The sequence below is a fragment of the Streptomyces sp. NBC_01260 genome (genome assembly GCF_036226405.1).
Classification (GTDB): domain Bacteria; phylum Actinomycetota; class Actinomycetes; order Streptomycetales; family Streptomycetaceae; genus Streptomyces; species Streptomyces laculatispora.
In genome coordinates this window covers 6033104-6055996 of the sequence record NZ_CP108464.1, presented here as the reverse complement: position 1 = coordinate 6055996, position 22893 = coordinate 6033104, and the positions used below count along the sequence as shown (strand labels likewise).

22 protein-coding genes are annotated in these 22893 nt (G+C 73.4%); 15 read left to right on the top strand and 7 right to left on the bottom strand.

Going from position 1 to position 22893, the window contains the following annotated elements:
- The first annotated feature begins 10 nt into the window (after window positions 1-10).
- From OG322_RS26965 to OG322_RS26950, 4 genes are all read left to right on the top strand, one after another.
- Window positions 11-691: a class I SAM-dependent methyltransferase gene (locus OG322_RS26965; RefSeq protein ID WP_329307062.1), complete on the top strand. Its 681-nt coding sequence runs from the start codon at window positions 11-13 to the stop codon at window positions 689-691.
- Window positions 692-732: 41 nt separating this feature from the next.
- Window positions 733-1680: an N-acetylmuramoyl-L-alanine amidase gene (locus OG322_RS26960; protein WP_123470470.1), complete on the top strand. Its 948-nt coding sequence runs from the start codon at window positions 733-735 to the stop codon at window positions 1678-1680.
- A 220-nt stretch (window positions 1681-1900) separates the two neighbouring features.
- Window positions 1901-2692: a hypothetical protein gene (locus tag OG322_RS26955; protein WP_123470472.1), complete on the top strand. Its 792-nt coding sequence runs from the start codon at window positions 1901-1903 to the stop codon at window positions 2690-2692.
- 113 nt (window positions 2693-2805) lie between these two features.
- On the top strand, window positions 2806-3816 hold the full coding sequence (locus OG322_RS26950; protein ID WP_123470474.1) for an LLM class F420-dependent oxidoreductase: 1011 nt from the start codon (window positions 2806-2808) through the stop codon (window positions 3814-3816).
- On the opposite strand, the gene OG322_RS26945 is transcribed toward OG322_RS26950, so the two are convergent.
- The 3 genes from OG322_RS26945 to OG322_RS26935 form a co-directional block, all read right to left on the bottom strand.
- A complete protein-coding gene (locus OG322_RS26945; RefSeq protein ID WP_123470476.1) occupies window positions 3806-4846 on the bottom strand; it encodes a PHP domain-containing protein in 1041 nt (346 codons plus the stop codon). The genes OG322_RS26950 and OG322_RS26945 overlap by 11 nt on opposite strands.
- A gap of 87 nt (window positions 4847-4933) precedes the next feature.
- Window positions 4934-5710, bottom strand: a complete 777-nt coding sequence (locus tag OG322_RS26940; protein ID WP_329307061.1) for a maleylpyruvate isomerase family mycothiol-dependent enzyme — start codon at window positions 5708-5710, stop codon at window positions 4934-4936.
- Window positions 5711-5751: 41 nt separating this feature from the next.
- Window positions 5752-6306, bottom strand: coding sequence for a hypothetical protein (locus OG322_RS26935; protein ID WP_329307060.1), 555 nt, complete (start codon window positions 6304-6306; stop codon window positions 5752-5754).
- Window positions 6307-6446: 140 nt separating this feature from the next.
- Between OG322_RS26935 and OG322_RS26930 the strand changes: the two genes are divergently transcribed.
- Window positions 6447-6737: a hypothetical protein gene (locus OG322_RS26930; protein ID WP_123470483.1), complete on the top strand. Its 291-nt coding sequence runs from the start codon at window positions 6447-6449 to the stop codon at window positions 6735-6737.
- Window positions 6738-6776: 39 nt separating this feature from the next.
- On the opposite strand, the gene OG322_RS26925 is transcribed toward OG322_RS26930, so the two are convergent.
- The 3 genes from OG322_RS26925 to OG322_RS26915 form a co-directional block, all read right to left on the bottom strand.
- A complete protein-coding gene (locus OG322_RS26925; protein ID WP_123470485.1) occupies window positions 6777-7850 on the bottom strand; it encodes a prenyltransferase in 1074 nt (357 codons plus the stop codon).
- On the bottom strand, window positions 7847-8629 hold the full coding sequence (locus OG322_RS26920; RefSeq protein ID WP_123470488.1) for a class I SAM-dependent methyltransferase: 783 nt from the start codon (window positions 8627-8629) through the stop codon (window positions 7847-7849). Before OG322_RS26920 ends, OG322_RS26925 begins: the two co-directional genes overlap by 4 nt.
- Before the next feature lie 70 nt (window positions 8630-8699).
- Window positions 8700-10040: a glycosyltransferase family 4 protein gene (locus tag OG322_RS26915; RefSeq protein ID WP_123470490.1), complete on the bottom strand. Its 1341-nt coding sequence runs from the start codon at window positions 10038-10040 to the stop codon at window positions 8700-8702.
- A 229-nt stretch (window positions 10041-10269) separates the two neighbouring features.
- Between OG322_RS26915 and OG322_RS26910 the strand changes: the two genes are divergently transcribed.
- The 7 genes from OG322_RS26910 to OG322_RS26880 all read left to right on the top strand — a co-directional run bounded on the left by OG322_RS26910 (window position 10270) and on the right by OG322_RS26880 (window position 16746).
- On the top strand, window positions 10270-10881 hold the full coding sequence (locus tag OG322_RS26910; protein ID WP_123470492.1) for a TetR family transcriptional regulator: 612 nt from the start codon (window positions 10270-10272) through the stop codon (window positions 10879-10881).
- A gap of 136 nt (window positions 10882-11017) precedes the next feature.
- On the top strand, window positions 11018-12298 hold the full coding sequence (locus tag OG322_RS26905) for a substrate-binding domain-containing protein (protein ID WP_329307059.1): 1281 nt from the start codon (window positions 11018-11020) through the stop codon (window positions 12296-12298).
- A gap of 3 nt (window positions 12299-12301) precedes the next feature.
- The gene (locus OG322_RS26900) at window positions 12302-13096 is read left to right on the top strand and encodes an ABC transporter ATP-binding protein (RefSeq protein WP_123470497.1); all 795 of its coding nucleotides are present in this window, start codon (window positions 12302-12304) and stop codon (window positions 13094-13096) included.
- Complete coding sequence (locus OG322_RS26895; RefSeq protein ID WP_123470499.1) at window positions 13093-13839, top strand: ABC transporter ATP-binding protein; 747 nt, start codon at window positions 13093-13095, stop codon at window positions 13837-13839. The genes OG322_RS26900 and OG322_RS26895 overlap by 4 nt, the downstream gene beginning before the upstream one ends.
- Window positions 13839-14726 carry a branched-chain amino acid ABC transporter permease gene (locus OG322_RS26890; protein ID WP_124283915.1) on the top strand — a complete coding sequence of 296 codons (888 nt, stop codon included), beginning with the start codon at window positions 13839-13841 and terminating at the stop codon, window positions 14724-14726. The genes OG322_RS26895 and OG322_RS26890 overlap by 1 nt, the downstream gene beginning before the upstream one ends.
- The gene (locus OG322_RS26885) at window positions 14723-15865 is read left to right on the top strand and encodes a branched-chain amino acid ABC transporter permease (protein WP_123470503.1); all 1143 of its coding nucleotides are present in this window, start codon (window positions 14723-14725) and stop codon (window positions 15863-15865) included. The genes OG322_RS26890 and OG322_RS26885 overlap by 4 nt, the downstream gene beginning before the upstream one ends.
- Window positions 15862-16746, top strand: a complete 885-nt coding sequence (locus OG322_RS26880) for an alpha/beta fold hydrolase (RefSeq protein WP_329307058.1) — start codon at window positions 15862-15864, stop codon at window positions 16744-16746. Before OG322_RS26885 ends, OG322_RS26880 begins: the two co-directional genes overlap by 4 nt.
- Window positions 16747-16803: 57 nt before the next feature.
- Here the strand turns inward: OG322_RS26880 and OG322_RS26875 are convergent, their stop codons facing one another.
- Entirely contained in the window at window positions 16804-18306 is a 1503-nt protein-coding gene (locus tag OG322_RS26875) for an extracellular catalytic domain type 1 short-chain-length polyhydroxyalkanoate depolymerase (protein ID WP_123470508.1), read from the bottom strand.
- Between the two features lie 256 nt (window positions 18307-18562).
- Here OG322_RS26875 and OG322_RS26870 point away from each other — a divergent pair, with 256 nt between their 5' ends.
- The 3 genes from OG322_RS26870 to OG322_RS26860 all read left to right on the top strand — a co-directional run bounded on the left by OG322_RS26870 (window position 18563) and on the right by OG322_RS26860 (window position 22874).
- The gene (locus tag OG322_RS26870; RefSeq protein WP_123470512.1) at window positions 18563-19384 is read left to right on the top strand and encodes a 3-hydroxybutyrate dehydrogenase; all 822 of its coding nucleotides are present in this window, start codon (window positions 18563-18565) and stop codon (window positions 19382-19384) included.
- A 39-nt stretch (window positions 19385-19423) separates the two neighbouring features.
- Entirely contained in the window at window positions 19424-21400 is a 1977-nt protein-coding gene (locus tag OG322_RS26865; RefSeq protein ID WP_123470514.1) for a helix-turn-helix domain-containing protein, read from the top strand.
- Between the two features lie 136 nt (window positions 21401-21536).
- Complete coding sequence (locus tag OG322_RS26860; RefSeq protein ID WP_123470516.1) at window positions 21537-22874, top strand: sensor histidine kinase; 1338 nt, start codon at window positions 21537-21539, stop codon at window positions 22872-22874.
- Window positions 22875-22893: the final 19 nt, after the last annotated feature.

Here is a 22893-nt window from a genome sequence, read left to right as displayed (position 1 = left end):
CGCCGTCGACATGCCCCGTCCCCGCATCCCCACCAGGAGGAACCCCGTGGCCGCCGAGCCCAAGCCGGAGATTCTTGCCGCGTTCCAGGCCGCCAAGGGCTTCATGCCGGTGGTGGAGGGGCTGGCCCTGTACGCGGCCGCCGCCGAGGCCGCCGCGCTCGGGCTGCCGCTGCTGGAGGTGGGCACGTACTGCGGGCGCTCCACCATCCTGCTCGCCGACGCCGCCCGCGGCGCGGGAGCGACGGCCCTCACCGTCGACCACCACCGGGGCAGCGAGGAGCAGCAGCCCGGCTGGGAGTACCACGATCCGACCGTGGTGGACCCGGAGGTCGGCCGGATGGACACGCTGCCCACCTTCCGCCGGACGCTGCACGCGGCCGGTCTGGAGGAGCACGTGGTGGCGCTCGTGGGGCGCTCCCCGCAGGTCGCGGCCGTCTGGGGCGGGCCGCTCGGCCTGGTCTTCATCGACGGCGGTCACACCGACGAGCACGCGAACGGCGACTACGAGGGCTGGGCGCCGCATGTCGCCGAGGGCGGGCTGCTGGTGATCCACGACGTGTTCCCGGACCCGGCGCACGGCGGCCAGGCCCCGTACCGGATCTATCTGCGGGCGCTGGCCTCCGGGGCGTTCACCGAGATCGCGGTCACCGACTCGCTGCGGGTCCTGCGGCGCACCGGGCCCGGGATCTGAGGCCTCCGGACACCGGGCGGGCTCCCGGATAGCATCGCCGGGTGCGTGACGACGAGAGCGTTCCCCCCACCCCGCGCCGCCCGGCCCTGTTCGCCGCCGCGACGCTGACCGTGCTGTGCCTGGGCGCCGCCGGCTGCGGCGGCGGCAGTGGCACCGCGCAGGCCAGGCCCGGCCCGGACGGCGGCACGGCCACGTCGCCGGAGCCCGCGACGGCCTCCCCATCGGCCCCGGCCGCTCCGTCGGCGGTGCACAGCAGCCCGGCCCCCTCCGAGCGGCCGGCCTCCTCCCCGCCGTCCGCGCCGGGCACCAGGTCCGGGCCCCTGTCGGGCAAGACGGTCGTCATCGACCCCGGGCACAATCCGCGCAACCACCTGCACACCGCCGAGATCGGCCGGCAGGTGGACATCGGCACCACGCACAAGGAGTGCGACACCACCGGCACCTCCACCAACTCCGGTTACGCGGAAGCTGAGTTCACCCTCGACGTGTCGCACCGGATGCGCACGCTGCTGCGGGCGCGGGGCGCGAAGGTGGTGCTGACGCACGACAACGACCGGCCGTTCGGCCCGTGTGTCGACGAACGGGCCCGGATCGGCAACAAGGCCGGGGCCGATGCGGTCGTCTCGGTCCACGCGGACGGATCGGCGGCCGGCAACCGGGGCTTCCATGTGATTCTTCCCGCGTCGGTGCGCGGCGGTGACGCGGACACCTCGAAGATCGTCGGCCCGTCGCGCGATCTCGGTACGCGTATCGCCGGACTCTTCGTCCGCGCTACCGGAAGTGCCCCTTCCAATTACATCGGCGGCAATACCGGACTGGACACCCGCAAGGATCTGGGCGGACTGAATTTGTCCACGGTGCCCAAAGTCTTCATCGAATGCGGCAATATGCGTGATCCGAAGGACGCGGCCCTGCTCACCAGCGCGAGCTGGCGCCAGAAGGCCGCGCAGGGCATCGCCGACGGCATCACCAGCTACCTCAACGGGTAGTAGGAGGTGGTTCTGCGATGAATTCGGGAGGATGCCCACCCAACGTCCGGACGGGGGACACAACCCGACCGGGCAGACGATAGATTCATCCGTACGATGGGGAGCCGCCCCCGAGCTTCGCGCCGTGCCCGCCGTACCGGTGGCAGCGACGACCGCCCCGACGAGACGACCGACTAAGGACCTTCACGTGAATATCCGCTCCCTCACTCGAGGCGATGGCGTGGTGATCGGAGCAGCGGTCGTGCTGTTCATCGCCTCTCTCCTCCCCTATTACTCCTATGGAAACTCCAACATTGCCGCGTCGAACTCCTGGGATTCGCTGGGCATCGCGATCGGTGTCTTCATGGTCGGGGTGGCCGGTGCCGCGCTGATCGTGTTCTCCCGCTCGCAGCCCCAGCCGCGCAAGGTCGCCGGTGTGGATCTCGCCCAGTTCGGCGTGGCCGCCACGGTCGTCACCGCGTGGCACCTGTTCTGGACGATCATCGACCTCGGCCAGATCGACGCCGGTGCCGGTCTGGTCCTCGGCATGATCGCCTCTCTGGTGCTGGCGGCGGGTGCGGTCGCCTCCCCGCTGGTTCCCGCGCTCAAGGCCCCGCTCGCGGGCGCCCCGAAGCCGCAGGCCGTGCACCCGCCGTACGGCGGCCAGCCGCAGCCCGGCCAGGGTTACGGCTACCCGGGCGCGCAGCAGTCCTTCGGCGGCCAGCAGCCGGGCCAGCCGCAGCCGTACGGCGCCCAGCAGCCCGGTCAGCCCGAGCCGCAGCAGGCCGGCGCGCCGGCGCAGCAGGCCCCGGCGGCCGGCGGTGCGCCGGCCGGTGACTTCACGCCGTTCTGGTTCGCGGTTCCGGTGGCCCGTCCGCTGTACGGCGAGGACGGTTCGCCGGCCCCGATCGCCGAACTGGCTCCGGGTACCTGGTACCTCGCGGTCGAGCAGCACGGTCCGGGCCTCATCGCGCAGACCCAGGACGGCCGTCGTGGCGTGCTCCAGGACACCACGGGCATCCAGCGCGGCTGACCCGCGGCGCACGGACACGTGACAGCGGCCCCCCGCCCCTTCCGGGCGGGGGGCCGCTGTCGTACCCTCCGGCTATATCTGATGCATCGTCAGAAATGCTGGGAGGCAGCGGAATGCGGCTCGGACTCGCTCTCGGATACTGGGGCCGCGGCCCGAACCCGGCCCATCTGGACCTCGCCCGCGAGGCCGAGGACCTGGGCTACGAGTCGGTGTGGACGGCGGAGGCCTGGGGTTCGGACGCCTTCACCCCGCTGACCTGGATCGCCGCCCACACCTCCCGTATCCGGCTGGGCACCGCCATCGCGCAGATGGCCGCGCGCACCCCGACCGCGACCGCCATGCACGCCCTGACGCTCGACCACCTCTCCGGCGGCCGGATGATGCTCGGCCTCGGGCTCTCCGGTCCCCAGGTCGTCGAGGGCTGGTACGGGCGGCCGTTCCCCCGCAGCCCGCTCACCGCCACCCGCGAGTACGTCGACGTGGTGCGCCAAGTGCTCAGCCGTGAGGCGCCCGTTGAGCTGGACGGCCGGTTCCACTCCCATCCGTACAACGGCCCGGACGCCACCGGGCTCGGCAAACCGCTGAAGCCGATCACCCATCCGCTGCGGGCCGGGCTCCCGGTGCTGCTCGGCGCGGAGGGGCCGAAGAACATCGCGCAGACCACCCGGATCGCGGACGGCTGGCTGCCGCTGTACTGGTCGCCGCTGCGCACCGATGTGTACGAGGCCTCACTCACCGGCCTCCGGGAGGGGTTCATGATCGCACCGATGGCCCGCGCACAGGTCTGTGACGATGTCGCGGAGGGCCTGCTGCCGGTGAAGGCGATGCTCGGCTTCTACATCGGCGGCATGGGCGCCGCAGCCCGCAACTTCCATGCGGATCTGATGGCACGGATGGGGTTCGAGGAGGAGGCGCGGCGGATTCAGCAGCTCTTCCTGGAGGGCCGCAAGGAGGAGGCGGTCCTCGCCGTGCCGGACGCGTTCGCCGATGAGATCTCGCTGGTCGGCCCGCGTGAACGCATCGCGGAACGACTGGAGTTGTGGCGCAAGGGGCCGGTCACCGACCTGCTGGTAACGGCCCCCGACCCGCACACCCTGCGGGTGCTGGCGGAGCTCAACCAGTAGAACCGGCAGGAAGCCTTCCCTCGCGGGTCCAGGCCAGCAGCTCGTCCGCCGTCCACGTCGTGACGACGCGCTCCGCCGGGACCCCGCACTCCTCGGCGCGGGCGCAGCCGCGGATCTGCCAGTCCAGCTGTCCGGGCGCGTGCGCGTCGGTGTCGACCGCGAACAGCGTGCCCGCCTCGACGGCACGGCGCAGCAGCCGCCGGGGCGGGTCCAGCCGCTCGGGTCTGCTGTTGATCTCCACCGCCGTGCCCGCCTGCGCGCAGGCGGCGAAGACCTCGTCCGAGTCGAACCGCGACTCCGGCCGGCCCCGGCCGGTGATCAGCCGCCCGGTGCAGTGCCCGAGGACGTTCGCCCGCGGATGGCGGACGGCCGCGAGCAGCCGCCGGGTCATCGGGCCGGGGTCCATCCGCAGCTTGGAGTGGACGGAGACGACCACCAGGTCCAGCTGTGCCAGCAGTTCGTCCTCCTGGTCGAGGGAGCCGTCGAGGTTGATGTCGCACTCGATGCCGGTCAGCAGCCTGAACGGCGCCCAGCGCTCGTTGAGTCCGGCGATCTCGGCCAGCTGCCGGCGCAACCGTTCGGGCGACAGTCCGTTGGCCACGGTCAGCCGGGGCGAGTGGTCGGTGAGCACCGCCCAGTCGTGCCCGAGGGCGGCCGCCGTGCGGCCCATCTCCTGGATCGGGCTGCCGCCGTCCGACCAGTCGGAGTGCAGATGGCAGTCGCCGCGCAGCAGCGCGAGCAGCCGCTCGCCGCCCTCGGCCAGCGGTCCGCTCTCCTCGGTCTCGGTCTCCAGCCGCTCCAGATAGCCGGGCACCTCGCCGGCCACCGCCTCGCGGACGACCTGTGCGGTTCTGGGGCCGATGCCCTTGACCCGCTCCAGCGAGCCGTTCGTCACTCGCTGGACGGCCTCCCCGTCGGCCATCGCGGCGACGGTGCGGGCGGCCGTGCGGAAGGCCTGGACGCGGTAGGTGCCGGCCCCGCCGCGCTCCAGCAGGAAGGCGATCCGCTCCAGGGCCCGGACCGGGTCCATCGGCACCTCCTCACCGGACGGGACGGGCTGCCGTTCCAGCTTGGCCCAGCGGCGCCCGCCCCGCACACCGGCCGGAGCCCCCGCCCGTCAGCCGAAGGACGACCGCGCCAGCCAGAAGTCCAGCAGCTCCGCGTCGCCCAGGACCTCGACCCGGTCGCTGTCCGGGGCGAGGCGGCGGTTGAAGACCAGCATCAGATCGGTGAGCGGCCCCCGCAGCGCCGCGGTCGCCTTGTCGTGCGCGCGGCGCCAGGTGAAGCCGTCCTCGCCGAACTCGATCAGCCACTCGGCGCCGGGGGCGTCGGTGGCGTGCAGATGGAGGGAGCGCCCGGCGCCGCGCAGCTCAGCGGCCTCCGGTTCCCCCTCGGCCTGGGCGAAGGCGACGATGTCCAGCCATTCGTCGATGGTGTCCGCGGCCAGGTCGGGCGCCATGGCATAGGGCACCTTCGCGGTCAGGGCCGCGTCCGCCTGGTGGACGACGGTCTCGATCGCCATGCGCCGGGCCCAGAATCCCGCGCTGCGGTCCCGGTACCAGGACCAGACCTTCAGCTCGGGACCCGCCTCACGCAGCACCTCGGCGGTCCTGGCCGCGCCGTCCGCCAGCCAGGCGTCCAGCACGGCGGGGTCGTCGCCGTCGGGGGTGAAGTGCGGCACCCGGTCCTCCGGGAGCGCCTCGGTGGCCCGGGTGCGCACGATCTCACCGGCCCAGCGGTGGGCGCCGCCGACATGGACGGCGAGGTCGCGCAGCGTCCACTCGGGGCAGGTCGGTACGGTCGCGTCGAGGTCCGCGCCGTTCACCGCGGCCCTCAACGCCTCGGTCCTCAGGACGATCTCGTCGCAGTAGCGCTCATGGGGAAGAAGGCTCATGCGCGCACCCTAAGGCCTGTCCCGCAGCCGTACCCCACGGATTATCCGCCGAGCTGCGAGGTGGACGGCACCTTGTCCTTCACCTCGGCGCCCGCGCTCTTCCCCGCGTCCTTGACGCTGTCGATGACGCTCTCGAAGGCGCCGATGTCGCCGTCGCCCGCCTCGCCGTTGCGGAGCTTGGTGGCGAGGCCCTTGAGCGAGGCGATGCCCGCGCTCAGCGGTGCGACGGCCTTCGAGAGCAGCGGGTCGCCCTTGGCGTTCTCGGAGGCGGCCTTGAGCCTGTTGTAGGCGAAGCCGCCCGCGAGCCCGGCCCTGACGAGCGCGAAGGTCCGTCCGTCCCCGCCCTTCTTGAACCGGCCGGCCCGGTACGGCTTGACGACCCACTGGTACGTGGCGCCCGCGGCCAGCCCCGCGTTGGTGACGAAACGGGTCTTGGCGAACTTCTGCGCCTCGGCCGACGAGGTGCCGGTGGGCGACGCCGAACTACTGCTCGGCCCGCTGTCGCCGTCGCTGCCGCACGCGGTGGCGCCCACCAGCACGGCGCAGGTCAGCAGCAGCGCCATGAGCAGCCGGTGGAGCGGTACGGAACGGGGCACGGCGGGCCTCCCTGACCGGGCACATCACGACGGGCGCCGGGGCCCGGCGCTCCCCCGCAAGGCTTGCCCCGGCCCGGACGGCTCGCCACCCGGGTACGCCGTCCGGGTTTCACCCGGCGGAATGCGGCAACCCGGATGGCATGTCCTACAGAACAGGCAACGGAAGCAACACCGCAGCACGTGTCATAGCCGTCGTGGCCGACATCATGGCCTTCATCCTCGGCCTGTGGATTCTGATGTACCTTCTCGACGCCAACCGGGACAACGACCTGGTCGAGTTCGTGCGGCACACCGCCCGCTGGCTCGCCGGCTGGTCGTACGACCTGTTCACCTTCGACGAGGCGTGGGCCAGGGTCGTCGCCGGTTACGGCCTCGCAGCCGTCGTGTACCTGTTCATCGGGCACGCGGTCGCCGGCCGCATCCGCCACTGAGGCCGACGGGCCCGGCCGGCACACCGGAACCGCCGCGGTTCAGCCGCAGCAGTCCGGCTCCAGCCCCTTCGGCAGCCGTTCCCCGCTGAAGACCGCGGTGGTCGCCTCGTCCCCGCCGAGCGCGGCCACCGCCAGCAGCAGCGAACCGGCGGTCCAGGCCGTGCGCTCCTCGGGCCAGAACGCCCGGTTGCCCTCGAAGACGTACCCCGTCCAGTACAGCCCGTCCCCGGCCCGCAGGTGCTGGATGGACTGCAGCACCTCCAGGGCCCGGTCGGACTCGCCCATCACCCAGAGCGCCAGGGCGAGTTCGCAGCTCTCGCCGCCCGTCACCCATGGGTTGGGCAGCACACAGCGCACCCCGAGGTCCGGGACGACGAAGCGGTCCCAGCCCTCCTCGATCCGCTTCGTGGCCGCCGGTCCGTCGAGCGCGCCGCCGAGGACCGGGTAGTACCAGTCCATCGAGTACTGGCTCTTGTCCAGGAAGCGTTCCGGGTGGCTGCGGATCGCGTGGGCGAGCGAGCCGGTGGCGAGCTCCCAGTCGGGCTGCGGCTCCTCGCGGCACTCCGCGATGGCGAGCGCGCAGCGCAGCGCCTGGTGGATGGAGGAGGAACCGGTCAGCAGCGCGTCCCGCACCGGGGTGCCGTCGGCCTCCTGCTTCCAGCCGATCTGGCCGCCGGGCTGCTGGAGCCCCAGCACGAACTCGACGGCGGCGAAGACGGTCGGCCACATCCGGTCGAGGAACGCGTCGTCGCCGGTGGCGAGGTAGTGGTGCCAGACGCCGACGGCCACGTACGCGCAGAAGTTGGTCTCAAGACCGCGGTCGGTGGGCCGCTGCGGGTCGCCGTCGTGGTAGGCGGCGTACCAGGAGCCGTCGCCGTTCTGGTTGCGGGCCAGCCACTGGTACGCGCGTTCCGCGGCGTCGTGCTCGCCGGCGGCGTCCAGGGCCATGGCGGCCTCGGTGTGGTCCCACGGGTCCAGGTGGTGCCCGCGGAACCAGGGCAGCGCGCCGTCCTCGCACTGCACGGCGAGCAGCGCGGCGACGGTCTCGGTCGCCTGCCCGGCGGTGAGCACTCCGGGCAGCACAAGGTGTTCGGTCCGCTCGGGAAGTGTCACGCCTCGGCCTTGGCGGAGTCGTCGGCCTTCGCCGGGGCGTCGGTGGTCACGGCGGGCAGGTGCGGCTTGGTCGCGTAGGCGACGAAGCTCTTGCCGACGACGGGGTTGAGCAGCTGCTCGGCGACCCGGGTGGCCATCGGCTTCTTCATGATGTCCCAGACCAGCAGCTTGTGGTACGCCCGCACCGGCAGCGCTGCGTCCTTGCCGTCGCGGCCCACTCCAAAGGCGCACTTCAGCCACCAGTACGGCGAGTGCAGCGCGTGCGCGTGGTGGGTGCCGTACGGCTTGAGGCCGGCGCCGCGCATCCGGCCGAGCAGCTCGTCGGCCTTGTAGATGCGGATGTGGCCGCCCTCCACCTCGTGGTAGGCGTCGGAAAGCGTCCAGCAGACCTTCTCGGGGCCGTAGCGCGGCACCGTGACCGCGATCCGGCCGCCGGGCTTGAGCACCCGGACCATCTCGGCGAGCACGCCCTTGTCGTCGGGGATGTGCTCCATCACCTCGGAGATGATCACGACGTCGAAGGTCTCGTCGGGGAACGGCAGGTTGAGCGCGTCCCCCTCCATCGCGGTGGCGGTGGCGCCCTCCGGGGCCTCTCCCGCCTCCTTCATCGCGGCGAACCACTTCGCGACCTCGCGGATCTCCTCGCCGTTCTGGTCGAGAGCCACCACCTGGGCGCCGCGCCGGTAGCACTCGAAGGCGTGGCGTCCGGCGCCGCAGCCCAGGTCGAGCACTCGGTCGCCTGCGGCGAGCGGGAAGCGGGTGAAGTCCACGGTCAGCACGAATGCCTGCTTTCGCGGTCGGGGGTTCGAAGAGGGCGGGAGAGCGAAGACGTCAAGGGGTGGGGCGGTGTCACCGACGGCCGTCGGGTCCGGTGGCGGCGCGGGCGGCGATGGCCTCCCGGTAGAGCGCGGCGGTACCGATCGCCGCCTGCTTCCAGGTGAACCGTGCGAGCACCCGTGCCCGGCCCGCCGCCCCGAGCCGCTCGCGCAGCTCGGCGTCGCCGAGCAGCCGGCCGAGCGCTTCGGCCAGGGCCCCGGCATCCGCGGGCGGAACCGCGAGACAGGTCTCGCCGTCCGGGCCCGCGACCTCGGGGATCGCACCGCCGGTGGTGGCGACGAGCGGGGTGCCGGTGGCCATGGCCTCGGCGGCGGGCAGCGAGAAGCCCTCGTACAGCGAGGGGACGCAGGCGATCCGGGCGCTGCGCACCAGGTCGACGAGTTCGGCGTCGCTGATGCCCTTGACGAACTCGACGGCGTCCCCGAGCCCGTGCCGCTCTATGGCCTGCGCGACGGGTCCGTCCTCGGCCCGCCGGCCGACGACCACGAGGTGCGCCGCCGGGTGGCCGGTACGGAGCTCGGCGAGCGCCTCGACGAGGTGGACGAGGCCCTTGAGCGGTACGTCGGCGCTGGAGGTGGTGACGATCCGGCCCTCGACCTCGGCGACCGCGGGATCGGGCGACCACAGGTCGGTGTCGGCGCCGATGTGCACGACGTGGACGCGGCCGGGGCTCACCCCGAGGTGCTCGACGATCTCCTGCTTGGAGGAGCCGGAGACGGTGAGCACGGACGGCAGCCTGCGCGCGACCCGCTTCTGCATACGGGTGAAGGCGTACCAGCGGCGTACGGAGGCGCGGCGGCGGCGGGTCGGGGCGGCGTCCAGGTCGAGTTGCCGGTCGACGGTGATGGGGTGGTGGATGGTGGTGACGAGGGGGGCGCCGAGGTCGGCGAGGAGCCCGTAGCCGAGTGTCTGGTTGTCGTGGATGACGTCGAACTCGCCTCGCCGGGCGGCGAGATGGCGCCGGGCACGCAGACTGAAGGTGAGTGGCTCGGGGAATCCGCCGGTCCACATGGTGGCGACCTCGGTGGCGTCGATCCAGTCCCGGTACTCGCCACGCTTCGGGGTGCGGAACGGGTCGGGGTGCCGGTAGAGGTCCAGGCTCGGCAGCTCGGTGAGCGGGACGCCCTCGTCGAGCACGGGGTAGGGCTGGGCGCCGATCACCTCGACGCTGTGGCCTAGCCGGGCGAGCTCGCGGGCGAGGTGGCGCACGTAGACGCCCTGACCGCCGCAGAAGGGGTTGCCCTTGTAGGTGAGGAGCGCGATGCGCAACGGCCGGTCGCCGGCGGGGTCCGCCTCCGTGTCCGACGTACCGGGGCCCGTGCGGGGGCCCGACTCTATGGCCTCAGCGGTCACACTCGGCCCCCTTCTCACTGCGTATTCGCGGAGCGTAACCGCTCACGCTAATCTAGAACAAGTTATAGACCGGATCGTTCAATGAGCTACGAATCTACCGGCAGGTAGCGTCGGTGCAACGGCCGGATCAGGTGATTCGCGCCACGACACACACCCTGGCATGCTGTGCGCCGCCGGACCGGCCGCCGCCTCCTCGCGGTCGCGGACAGAAGCCACGGGGATGGGACACATGACAGCGGAAGCCAGACCGGCATCGCCGCCCCTGACGGAACGCCAGGAGGCCCGCCGCCGCCGCATCCTGCACGCCAGCGCCCAACTCGCCAGCAGGGGCGGTTTCGAGGCCGTCCAGATGCGTGAGGTGGCGGAGGCCGCCGGGGTCGCCCTGGGCACCCTGTACCGCTACTTCCCGTCCAAGGTCCATCTGCTGGTGGCCACCATGCAGGACCAGCTCCAGCACATGCACGGCACGCTGCGCAAACGTCCGCCGGCCGGGGCCGACGCGGCGGACCGGGTCGCCGACACCCTGATGCGGGCGTTCCGCGCGCTCCAGCGCGAACCGCATCTGGCGGACGCGATGGTGCGCGCGCTGACCTTCGCGGACCGCAGCGTGAGCCCCGAGGTGGACACCGTCTCGCGCCTCACCACGACGATCATCCTGGACTCGATGGGGCTTGAACACCCGACGCCGGAACAGCTCTCGGCCGTCCGGGTCATCGAGCACACCTGGCACTCGGCGCTGATCACCTGGCTGTCCGGCCGGGCGTCGATCGCCCAGGTGAAGATAGACATCGAGACGGTGTGCCGGCTGATCGACCTGACGGCCGAGGACCAGGCCCGCTGAGTCGTCCGGGCCGCCGCCCATGTGCGGCGCCCACACGCCTCCCCGGCCAGGTGGGGTGCCCTGCACCATATCGACGACGGCACGGTGTTCATACGGTTCGGCGACATCACAGGAACACGCCGAGGAGCCGGTCGCCATGCGTCGCAGAACCAGCAGAGCAAGCAGAACCAGCGGAGCCGGCGGGGCCACCCGCACCGTCCGGCCCGCAGCCCTGTCCGCCGTCGCCGTACTGGCCACCGCCGGTCTGCTGCTGACCGGGTGCAGCGCCGCCGGCAAGGCGGGCAGCGCCGATTCCGGAAGCGGGAAGTCCGGCAGCGGCGCGGCCGTGAAGGTGGGCCTGGTCTACTCCCGGACCGGGCTGCTCGCGGACTACGGCAAGCAGTACCGGGACGGCTTCATGGCGGGCCTGGACTACGCGACCCACGGCACCCGCAAGGTCGCCGGCCACCGCATCGAGGTCACCGAGCAGGACGACGCGGGCGACCCCGGCAAGGCGGTCTCCGCGGCGAAAAACCTGATCGGCAAGGGTTACAAGGTGCTGGCCGGCACCACCGACTCCGGCGTCGCTCTCCAGATGGCGCCGCTCGCCGCCCAGAACAAGGTGCTGTACATCAGCGGGCCTGCGGCCACCGACGCGGTGACCGGGACCAACGGCTACACCTTCCGCTCGGGCCGCCAGTCCTACCAGGACATCCTCACGGCCGGGGCGATGCTCGGCGACGCCAAGGGCAAGAAGGTCACGGTGCTGGCCCAGGACTCCACGTTCGGCCAGGCGAACGTCGCCGCGGTGAAAGCGGTACTCGGCGCGAAGGGCGCCGAGGTGGGTTCGGTACTGGCGCCGCCCAGCGCGACGGACCTGACACCGTTCGCCCGGCAGGTGAAGTCGGGCGGGCCGGACCTGGTCTTCGTGGCCTGGGCCGGTTCCACCGCACCGGCGCTGTGGACCGCGCTGGACCAGCAGGGCGTGCTGGGCGCGGGCAAGGTCGTCACCGGGCTCGCCGGGACGGCCTCGTACCCGGTCTTCGGGACGGCCGGGGCCAAGGTGTCCTTCCTCGCCCACTACTTCCCCGGCGCGGGCGGCGGCAACGCGGCGGAGAAGGCCATGCTCGACTCGGTGACGAAGGCCGGCGGCACCCCCGACCTGTTCACCCCGGACGGCTTCACCGCGGCCCAGATGATCGTGCACGCCGTGGCCGAGGGCAGCGCCACCGACCCGGCCGCGATGGTGAAGGCCCTGGAGGGCTGGACCTTCGACGGGGTGAAGGGCAAGGCGCGGGTCCGGGCCGAGGACCACGCCCTGGTGCAGCCGATGTTCGTGGCCAGGCTGACCGGCAAGGGCGCCGCCGCGAAGCCGGAACTGCTGGACACCGAGCCGATGGACGCCGTGGCGCCGCCCGTGAAGCCCTCGGCGGGCTGAACCATGACCGCACCGCACCCCCTCGGGCGCCGGGACGGCCGGCCGCCGGACAGCGAGGCCCCCGTGCTCCGGCTCGACGGACTCGGCTGGAGCATCGGTGGCGCGAGCATCGTCCAGGACATCACGCTCGGCGTCCGCCAGGGCGAGTTCCTCGCCTTCATCGGCCCCAACGGGGCCGGAAAGACATCCCTGTTCAACCTCATCAGCGGCACGGTGATGCCGACCGCGGGCACGGTCGCGCTGGACGGCACCGATATGACGGACCGGCCCGCGCACGTGCGGGCCCGGCGCGGGATCGGCCGGACGTTCCAGACGTCCAGCCTCTGGCCCGCCATGACCGTGGCCGACCACGTCCGGCTGGCGGCGCAGGCCGCCCGGGGCGGCTCGTACCGGCTCTGGCGGCGCGCCGACCCGTACCCCGCCGAGGTGGCCGGCGTGCTGGAGCGCACCGGTCTCGGCCACCGGGCCGGCACGACCGCGTCCGAGCTGTCGCACGGCGAGAAGCGGAAGCTGGAGCTGGCCGTGCTGCTGGTGGGCGAGCCCCGGCTGATGCTGCTCGACGAGCCGATGGCCGGGGTGAGCGCGGAGGAGGTCCCGGCACTGACCGAGCTGATCCGCACCCTGCACCGGGACGAGGGGCGCACCGTCCTCATGGTCGAGCACCACATGGACGTACTCCTGGGCCTGGCCGACCGGCTCGCGGTGATGCATCACGGCCGGCTGCTGGCACTGGACACCCCCGAGGCCGTCACCGCCGATCCGACCGTGCAACAGGCCTACCTCGGGGAGGGGTTGTGAGCGCGCGGACCCTGCTCGCCGTACGGGACCTGCGGGTCCTGATCGGCGGCCGGCACATCCTGCACGGCGTCGGCCTGGAGGTCGCCGCGCACGGCGTGACCGCGCTGCTGGGCCGCAACGGCGCCGGGAAGACCACGACCGTACGGGGCATCCTGGGCCTCGTCCCACGCAGCGGCAGTGTGCTGCTGGACGGCGAGGAGACCGTGGCCCTGCCCACCCACGCCGTGGTCCGGCAGGGTGTGGGGTACGCCCCCGAGGACCGCGGCGTCTTCGCCGGGCTGACCGTTGCGGAGAACCTGCGACTGGCCGAGCGGCGCGGCGCGGGCGATCCCGACTACCCCCTGGTCCATGAACTCTTCCCCGAACTCAAGCAACGGGCACGGCAGTTGGCCGGGACGCTGTCCGGCGGCCAGCAGCAGATGGTCGCCATCGGCCGCACCCTGCTCAACGCCAACCGGCTGATCATCGCGGACGAACCCACCAAGGGCCTGGCGCCGAAGGTCGTCACCGAGGTGGCGCAGGTGCTGGAGCGGGCCGCCGAGGCGGTACCGGTGCTGCTCGTGGAGCAGAACCTCGCCGTCGTACGCCGGCTCGCCGAGCACTGCGTGGTGCTGGCCGACGGCCGGACCGCCTACCGCGGCCCGGCGGACGAACTGCTCGGCGACGCGGAGGCGGCCCGCCGGCTGCTCGGCGTGGGGCACGGGCCGGCCACCGAAGCACCCTCTGTGGAGGCGGATTCCTGATGTCCACCATCGTGCTGCTCACCATGACCGGACTCGGTCTGGGAGCCCTGTACTTCCTCATCGCGTCCGGACTCTCGCTGATCTTCGGCCTGATGGACGTGCTCAACTTCGCGCACGGGGCGCTGCTGTCCATCGGCGCGTACGGCACCTGGTGGGCGGCGTCCGGCCATCTGCCCGGCGCGGGACCCGGCGGGGCCGGCTTCGTCCTCGCGGTGCTGTTCGGCACGGCGGTGGGCACCGTCGCCGCCGTGCTCCTGGAACTCGCCGTCGTCCGCCCGCTCTACACCCGGCCGCGCGAGCAGGTGCTCGCCACCGTCGGGGTGGGGCTCGCGGTCCCCGCGCTGCTGTCGGGGATCTGGGGCCCGGACGCCCGGACCTTCCCGGGCCCCCAGGCGCTGTCCGGCACCTTCGGGCTGCTGGGCGCGCGGGTCCCGGTCAACCGCCTCGTCCTGGTGGCGGCCGCGGTCGTGGTCCTGGTGGCGCTGCGGCTCTTCCTGGGCCGGACCCGGCACGGTCTCGTCGTCCGGGCGGGGGTCGAGGACCGGGCGATGGTCACCGCGCTCGGCATCGACGTCCGCAGGGCGTTCACCCTCGTCTTCGCGATCGGGGGCTGCGCCGCCGCACTCGGCGGGGCGCTCGGCGGGCTGTACTTCGGTTCGGTCGACCCCCGTCAGGGCACCTCGCTGCTGATCTTCGCGTTCGTCGTCGTGGTCACCGGCGGCATGGGCTCGGTGACCGGCGCCGCCGTGGCGTCCGTGGTCATCGGCCTGGTCCAGCAGTTCGCCAACTACTACACCGCGGCGGGCCTCGGCGATCTGGCGGTCGTCGTCCTGCTCGCCGCGCTGCTGCTGATCCGCCCGCGCGGACTGACGGGGAGGCTCGCGTGAGCACCGCCACCGAGACACACGACCGCGCCGACGGCGCAGCCCCCGCCGCACCGGCGCCTCCCGGCAGGTCCCGGCGACTGCTGCACCGGTGGCCCGCCGCCGTCCTGCTGGTCCTGGTCGTGGCGCCCTACAGCGCGCTGCCGGTGCCGGGTCTGCTGGACGGCCCGCTCGGCAGTGCGGGAAGCCTGCAACTCATCGCCACCTGCCTGCTGTTCGGCGCCCTGGCCACGGGCTACGACCTGCTGCTGGGCCGCACGGGCCTGCTCTCCTTCGGCCACGCCCTGTACTTCGCGGCGGGCAGCTACGCCACCAACGTGTTCCTGCTGGAGGCGGGGCTCCCGTTCGCCGCCGCCGCGCTCCTGGGACTCTGCTTCGGGATCGCGCTGGCCCTGGTCCTGGGGTCGGTGAGCCTGCGCGTCACCGGCATCGGCTTCTCCATGGTGACGCTGGCCTTCGCCCAGGCGGGCTCGATCCTGGTCTCCCGCGACCCCGGTGGCGTCACCGGCGGCGAGGAGGGCCGGGCCGCGCCGGCGGACCTGCTGCCCTCCTGGCTCGTCGGCATCGACAACACCGCGAACCTCTACTGGATCGCCCTCGCCTACCTCGTCCTCACCCTCGGCGTCGTCCACTGGGCGGTCCGCTCCCCCACCGGACGCGTCTGGGAGGGCATCAAGGAGAACGAGCGCCGGGTGGAGGTGCTGGGGCTGAAGCCGTACGGATTCAAGCTGACGGCCTTCGTCCTCGCGGGCGCGCTCGCCGCACTCGGCGGCATCGTGCACCTGCTCCTGACCGGTGGCTCCACCCCCCAGACGACCACGTCCGACTTCACCCTGTCGCTGCTGGTGATGGTGGTGCTGGGCGGCTCCGGAACCCGCTGGGGCCCGATGGCCGGCGGCATCCTCTACACCTGGGCGGACCACCGGCTCGGCGACCTGGCCGGTTCGGGCGCGGTCGCCGGCCTCCCGGCGGTGCTCCGCGTCCCGCTCTCCCAGCCCCTGTTCCTGCTGGGCGTGCTGTTCGTGGCCGTGGTACATCTGCTGCCGGGCGGTCTGGCCCGGCTGCCCTCCAGACTGGCCGCGCTGCGCCGAAGCGGGCCCGCCGAAGAGATCCCGCCCCGGAAGGAGAACGGAAACCCGTGATTCCGTACGAAGAGATCAAGGTCCCTGTCGCCGGGGGCGAGCTGGCGGCCGTGCGCTGGCCGGCCGGCGATCCGGACGCGCCGGTGGTGGTCGCGCTGCACGGCATCACCGCCAACGCGCTCTCCTGGGGCGCGGTGGCCCGGCTGCTGGCCGGACGCGTCACCCTGGTCGCCCCGGACCTGCGCGGCAGGGCGGGGAGTTCGGGGCTCCCCGGCCCCTACGGCATCGCCGCCCACGCGGACGACATCGCCGCCCTGACCGAGGCACTGGGCCTGGACCGGGTGGTGCTGGCGGGCCACTCGATGGGGGCGTTCGTGGCGGTGCTCGCCGCGGTACGCCATCCGGAGCGCTTCGGACCGCTGCTGCTCGTCGACGGCGGCATCGGCTTCCCGGCGCCCACGCACCTGTCGCCGGACGAGCTGATGACGGCGGTGATAGGTCCGGCGATGGACCGGCTGTCGATGACCTTCGCGGACCGGGCCGCCTACCGGGCCTTCTGGCAGGCGCACCCGGCGTTCGCGGGCGCCTGGTCGGACGAGGTGGACACCTACATCCAGCGCGACCTGACGGGCGCTGAACCGGCCATGCACTCCACGTGCCGGATCGAGGCGGTCCGCACGGACGGCATCGGCCTCTTCGACGAGGAGGTGCTCTCGGCGGTGCGGAAGCTGCCCGTCGAGGCGACGCTGCTGTGGGCGGCACGCGGCCTGATGGACGAGGAGCAGGGCCTGTACGACGAGAAGCGGCTGGCGGCGGCGGGCCTGGACGGGACCCGGCTGGAGCCGGTGGCGGTGCGGGACGTGAACCACTACACGGTGCTCACGGGCGATCGGGGCGGGCGGGAGATCGCCGACCGCCTGGTGGCGTACGCGCGCGCCTGACGGCGGACGGGGGGGGCGGGGCCCGGCAGTTCCGCCGGGCCCCGTCCGCCGTCCGGATCAGCCGGTGCAGCCGCTGTCCGCGATCACGAAGTACCCCGCCGGTGACTCCTTGAGGGTGTGCGTGACGAAGACGTTGTACAGGCCCATGTTCGCCTCCGAGCCGTTGGCGTAGACGTACCCGCCCGTGGTGTGGGCCCTGCCCGCGGCCACCTGCGCGTAGTTGGTGGCGGTGAAGCACCGCGCGGGTGCGCCGCCCGTCGTGGTGGCCGTCACCTGGACGGACGCGGCGCCGGCCGTTCCCGATCCGTCGACCGCCGCCACCGTGTAGCGGTAGGCGGTAGCGGCGGTCAGGCCGGTGTCCGTGTACGTCGTGCCCGCCGGGGACGCGGTCTTCGTACCGTTGCGGAACACGGCGTACGAGGCGGCGCCCGCGACCGCGTTCCAGGACAGGGACGCGGTGGCATCGGTGACGCCCGTGACCGTCACGCCCGCCGGGGCCGGCAGCCGGTCGCCGCCGCCCGGAGCGCCGCCGTCCAGGCCCCAGAACACGCCCGTGTAGTACGTCGAGCAGATCGTGTTCAGGAAGTACGCGGCCGCCCTCCCGCACTGCTCCGCGCCCGGCCCCGGGCTCACCGCAAGGCCGTGGCCCATGCCGGAGACGGTGTACGTCTCCACGGCCGGCTGCCCGGCGGAGTCGTTGTAGACGCTGCGCGTGGTGTTGCCGGGGAGGGTGTCGGTGGACGACGGGGTCTGGCCGATGCCCCAGACGTCCGTCCACTGGTCGCGCAGCGCCGTGGCGTTGGCCGGGTACACCGTGTAGTCGGAGGTGCCCTGCCAGATCGCCACCCGGGGCCACGGGCCGGTGTACCCGGGATAGCCGCCGCGGACCTTGTCGCCCCACTGCGCGGGGCTGAGCTTCTGCGGGCCCGTCTGGCAGCCCGACGCGGCCGCCTGGCTCGTCGCGCACTGCGCGGGAAGCCCCGAGGCCACCGAGCCGCCCGCGAACACGTCCGGGTAGGCGGCCAGCAGGTCCGCGGTCATGCCGCCGCCCGCCGAGAGGCCGGTGACGTACACCCGGCGGCCGTCCGAGCCCCGGCTCTGCTTCGCGTGCTCCACCATCTGCACGATCGACGCGGCCTCGCCCTTGCCCCGGCTGTCCTCGGCCGCGTCGAACCAGCTGAAGCAGGAAAGCGCGTTGTTCGCGGACGTGGTCTGCGGGAAGACGACGTCGAAGCCCCACCGGTCGGCGAACTGCGGCCAGCCGGAGTTGGTGTAGTACGCGTCGGCCGTCTGGGCGCAGCCGTGCAGGGCGACGACCAGGGGGGCGTTCGCGGGGAGGCCGGCGGGGGTGTACTCGTACATCTGGAGGTTGCCGGGGTTGGAGCCGAAGCCGGTGACCTGCTGGAGGCCCCCGGCGGCAGCGGCGGCCGGCGGGGCGGCCGCCGTGGCGATCGGCGTCGCGGCGACGAGGCCGAGGACGGCGGTGAACGCGATGCGCCGGAACAGGCGCCGGACGCGGCGCGTCCGGGGCGGGCGGTGGTGGGGGACGGATGGGCGCACGGGTTCCTCCCGGGTGGTGACATGCGGGTACTGGCTGCTGCGGGAACCTATGAGCAGCCGCCCCCCGCGCCCATGTGGCAGGCGGACACCCGCGGGTGCGGGGTGTGTGCGGCGGGTCCCTTGTGCAGGCCGGCGGCCGCGCGGCGGGGCTGCCCGGCGCCGCACCGCACCATGTACGCCGCCACCATGCCGGGGCGGGAGGGTGTGTGCACCGGCCCCGTGTGACACGGGCCCCCGCGTACCTACGGTGACGGCCATGGAGACTTCCCGCAGACCCGATCACGAGCCCCCCGTCCCCTCCCCCGGCGGCGGACCGGCGCAGGTACCCGCAGCACCGCTCCTGGCCGGGCGGACCGCGCTGGTGACCGGGGCGGCGAGCGGGATCGGGCGGGCCTGTGCGCAGGCGCTGGCGGCGGCCGGCGCCCATGTGCACGTCGTGGACAAGGCCGGGGAGGCCGCCAGGAGCCTGGCCGGGGAGATCGGCGGGACGGCCTGGGTGGTGGACCTGTCCGACCCCGGAGTCGTCGACACGCTGCCGGCCCACGTGGACGTGGTGGTCAACAACGCGGGGCTCCAGCACGTCGCCCCCGTCCACACGTTCCCGCCGGAGCGCTTCGCGCTGATCCAGCGCGTCATGGTGGAGACCCCGTTCCGCATCTTGCGCCGGACCCTGCCGGGCATGTACGAACGCGGCTGGGGGCGCGTGGTCAACATCTCGTCGGTGCACGGGCTGCGCGCGAGCCCGTACAAGTCGGCCTATGTGACGGCCAAGCACGCACTGGAGGGGCTGAGCAAGGTGGTGGCGCTCGAAGCGGCGGAGCACGGGGTGACGAGCAACTGCGTCAGCCCCGGTTACGTACGCACCCCCCTGGTGGAGAACCAGATCGCGGACCAGGCCCGTACGCACGGCATCTCGGAGGAGGAAGTGGTGGGGCGGGTGATGCTGGAGCGCAGCGCGATCAAACGGCTGATCGAGCCGGCGGATGTCGCCGAGGCCGTCCTGTGGCTGTGCGGTCCGCGTACCGGCCACATCACCGGCACCTCGCTCTCCATGGACGGCGGCTGGACCGCCAACTGACCGGCCGCCCGAACCCGACCCCTACGAACGCTGGCCGCCATGTCTGAACCGTCCCCCTCCGCCGCGCCCCATCTCCGGCACCTCTTCGACCTGCTGTCCGACGACGCCCCCGCCGAGGCGCTGGGCGCGGTCCTCTCGACGGCGCGGGCCGACGGGGTGCCCGCGGGAGAGCTGGCCGAGGTGGAGCGGGCCACGGCCACCGCGCTGCGGATCAGGGGCGCCCTGCGCCAGCACCGGCGCCGCGAGCTCCAGCTCACCGCGCTCTTCGACACGGCGGGCGACCTGGCGGCCTCCCGCGATCTGGACGACGTGCTGAAGGCGATCGTGCGGCGGGCCAGGATGCTGCTGGGGACGGACACGGCCTACCTCACGCTCCCGGACGAGGAGGCGGGCGACACCTACATGCGGGTGACCGACGGGTCGGTGTCGCTGCTCTTCCAGCGGCTGCGCCTCGAACTCGGCGAAGGGCTCGGCGGTCTCGTGGCGCAGACGGCGAGCCCGTACGCGACCCCGGACTACCGCACCGACGAGCGCTTCCGCCACACCCACAACATCAATGCCGGGGTCCTGGACGAGGGCCTGGTCGCCATTCTGGGCGTGCCGCTGCTGCTCGGCTCCAGCCGCGGGGGTACGGGGAAGGTGATCGGCGTCCTCTTCGCGGCCGACCGGGCGCCCCGGGTCTTCAGCCCCGACGAGGTCGCCCTGCTGTGCTCGCTGGCCGCCCATGCCGCGATCGCCATCGACACCGCCCGCGCCCTGGCCGACACCACCTCGGCCCTCGCCGAACTGGCGGAGGCGAACGCCGAACTGGCCGAGGCCAACGCCTCCGTACGGGCCCACTCGGCGGCCATGCGGCGGGCCGAGGAGTCGCACGACCGGCTGACGGACCTGGTGCTGCGCGGCCGGGACGTCAAGGACGTGGCGGCGGCCGTCGCCGCACTGCTCGACTCCCCCCTGACCATCCACGACCCGGGCGGTCGCCCGCTGGCGGCGGTCCGCCCGGACGGTACGGGCTTCGCCGCCGACAGCATGGACGCCGGGTGGCTGGCGGAGGCGGCCGAGGAGTCCCGTACGGGGGCCCGCGCCGTGCACCGCGACGGGCGGGTGGTCTGCGCGGTGCTCGCCGGACAGGAGCTCCTCGCCGGTCTGGTGCTGCACCGCAGCCGGCGGCTGGACGACTCCGACCGCCGGCTGTTCGAGCGGTCGGCGGTGGTCACCGGACTCCTCCTGCTGCTGCGGCGCACGGTGGCCGAGACGGAGAACCGCATCCGCGGCGAACTGATCGCCGACCTGCTGACGGACACCGGCCGCGACCCGGCGGGCCTCGCCGAGCGCGGCCGGCGCCTCGGCATCGACCTGGACCGCCCGCATCTGCTGCTGGTCGCGGAGACCGGCGCCCGGGAACGGCTGGCCCCGGCCGCGATGCGCTATCTGTTCGGCGGGGAGATCCATGGTGTGAGCGCCGAACACGCGGGCGCGGTGGTGCTGTTGATCGAGGCGGACGGCTCCGGCCCGGCGGCCGGGACCGCGGCCCGCTCGGCGGCGGCGCAGCTCGGCCAGCTGGCCCAGACGCCGGTCACCGTCGCCGCCACGGGCCCGGCCCGGGGCGCGCGGGAGCTGGCCGCCGCGTACGCGGAGGCAGCGCGCTGCCTGCGGGCGATGCGGGTACTGGGGCGTACGGGCGAGGGCGCGTGCGTGGACGAACTGGGCTTCCTGGGCGTGGTGCTGGGCAACGGGCAGGACGTCGACGGATTCGTGTCGGCGGCGCTGGGGCCGCTGCTGGAGTACGACGCCCAGCGCGGCACCCACCTGGTGCGCACGCTGGGCGCGTACTTCGGCGCGGGCGGCAGCCTGATCCGGGCCAAGGACGAACTGCACGTGCACGTCAACACGGTGGTGCAGCGGCTGGACCGGATCCAGGTGCTGCTGGGACGGGACTGGAACGAGCCGGACCGCGCGCTGGAACTCCAACTGGCGCTGCGCCTGCACCTGCTGTCGGGAGCCTCGGACCGCTGAGGGCCCGGCCACGCCGTGTCCGTCTGTGCTGTTGCGTGCCGGACCGTTCCGGCACCGCGCGCAACGGGCGATGCCGCCGCCCGCCGCCGGGCCATCGCGCCGGAGCGCTGCCGTGGAGCGCGATTATGCTGAGGACATGGCTGAGTCGTTGCCCTCCGTGGTCGCGGGCCGGTGGCGGCCGGGTGCCGGTCCTGCCGTCCGCGTCGGGCGTCGCACGCTCGTGGAATCCCTGTATCTCCTCACCGCGCCGTTGAGCGCGGCCGCCGGTCTGCTGCTGGCGGCCGGCGGCCTGTGCGCCGCGACGGCCGGTTCGCTGGTGCCGAGCGGGTCGCCCGTCACGGCCCGTGCCCTGGCACTGGCCCGGTGGCCCGGCGATCTGGAGTGGTGGCGGATCGGCGCGGTGCGCTCCCGGACCGGCGGGGCGCGCGGCGCGGGCCGGCGGCCGAGGTCGAAGGAGCCGGACGGCGCGGCCGACCCGGAGCTGTGGCTCGACCTGGCGCACGCGGTGCTGGTGCTCCCCGTCGTCCTGGTCACCTCGGTGGTGACGGGGCTGTGGTGGTTCGTGGGGGTCGCGACCGCCACGTACCCCCTGCGCAACCAGGTCACGCCCGGCTCGCTGCGGCCCATGACCCTGTACGCGGGCAGCGACCGGTCCCATGTCGCGCTGAGCCTGGGCCTGACGTCACCGTCCGGGCGGATCGCGTTCGCCCTCTCGGTCGGCCTGCTGCTGCTGTCGTCCCTGCCGCTGGTCACCCGGGTGTGCGTCTCCGCCCAGGCCGGTCTCGGACAGGCGCTCCTGTCGAACATGTCGGCGCTGCACCGCAGGATCAGCGGACTGGAGCGGGAGCGTGACACCGCCCGTGCGCAGGCCGTCGCGGCGGTGACGGCGGAGACCGCCGCGCTGCGGCGGCTGGAGCGCGACATCCACGACGGACCCCAGCAGCAGCTGGTCCGGCTGGCGATGGAACTGGGCCGCGCCCAGCACCACTTCGACAGCAGGCCGGAACTGGTCAGGGCCGCACTCGCGGACGCGGTCCTGCGGACCCAGGAGGCGCTGGACGAACTACGGGCCCTGTCACGGGGCATCGCCCCGCCGGTCCTCACCGACCGGGGACTCCGGGAGGCGCTGCGCGCCCTGGCCGCGCGCAGCGTCGTCCCCGCCGAGCTGGACGCCGTTGCCCTGAGCCGCCGGCTGGAGCCCGGCATCGAGACGGCCGCGTACTTCGTGGTCGCCGAGGCGCTGACGAACGTGGCCAAGCACAGCCACGCCCGCCGGTGCGCGGTCGGGCTGCGCCACACCGGGGGGATCCTGCGGGTCTGGGTGACGGACGACGGGGTGGGCGGGGCCGCACCGGCCGAGGGACACGGGCTGCGGGGTCTGGCCGACCGGGCGCGGGCGGTCGGCGGCCGGCTGCGGGTCGACAGTCCCGAGGACGGCCCGACGACGGTCACGGCGGAGCTGCCATGTCACTGACCGGGGACGGCGCGGCGCC

Bases quoted from the DNA above. Each gene is read 5' to 3' on its own strand.
- OG322_RS26965 (WP_329307062.1), top strand. From the start codon at position 11: ATGCCCCGTCCCCGCATCCCCACCAGGAGGAACCCCGTGGCCGCCGAG.
- OG322_RS26950 (WP_123470474.1), top strand. From the start codon at position 2,806: ATGCGGCTCGGACTCGCTCTCGGATACTGGGGCCGCGGCCCGAACCCG.
- OG322_RS26945 (WP_123470476.1), bottom strand. From the start codon at position 4,846: ATGGACCCGGTCCGGGCCCTGGAGCGGATCGCCTTCCTGCTGGAGCGC.
- OG322_RS26940 (WP_329307061.1), bottom strand. From the start codon at position 5,710: ATGAGCCTTCTTCCCCATGAGCGCTACTGCGACGAGATCGTCCTGAGG.
- OG322_RS26930 (WP_123470483.1), top strand. From the start codon at position 6,447: ATGTCCTACAGAACAGGCAACGGAAGCAACACCGCAGCACGTGTCATA.
- OG322_RS26910 (WP_123470492.1), top strand. From the start codon at position 10,270: ATGACAGCGGAAGCCAGACCGGCATCGCCGCCCCTGACGGAACGCCAG.
- OG322_RS26905 (WP_329307059.1), top strand. From the start codon at position 11,018: ATGCGTCGCAGAACCAGCAGAGCAAGCAGAACCAGCGGAGCCGGCGGG.
- OG322_RS26900 (WP_123470497.1), top strand. From the start codon at position 12,302: ATGACCGCACCGCACCCCCTCGGGCGCCGGGACGGCCGGCCGCCGGAC.
- OG322_RS26890 (WP_124283915.1), top strand. From the start codon at position 13,839: ATGTCCACCATCGTGCTGCTCACCATGACCGGACTCGGTCTGGGAGCC.
- OG322_RS26870 (WP_123470512.1), top strand. From the start codon at position 18,563: ATGGAGACTTCCCGCAGACCCGATCACGAGCCCCCCGTCCCCTCCCCC.
- OG322_RS26865 (WP_123470514.1), top strand. From the start codon at position 19,424: ATGTCTGAACCGTCCCCCTCCGCCGCGCCCCATCTCCGGCACCTCTTC.
- OG322_RS26860 (WP_123470516.1), top strand. From the start codon at position 21,537: ATGGCTGAGTCGTTGCCCTCCGTGGTCGCGGGCCGGTGGCGGCCGGGT.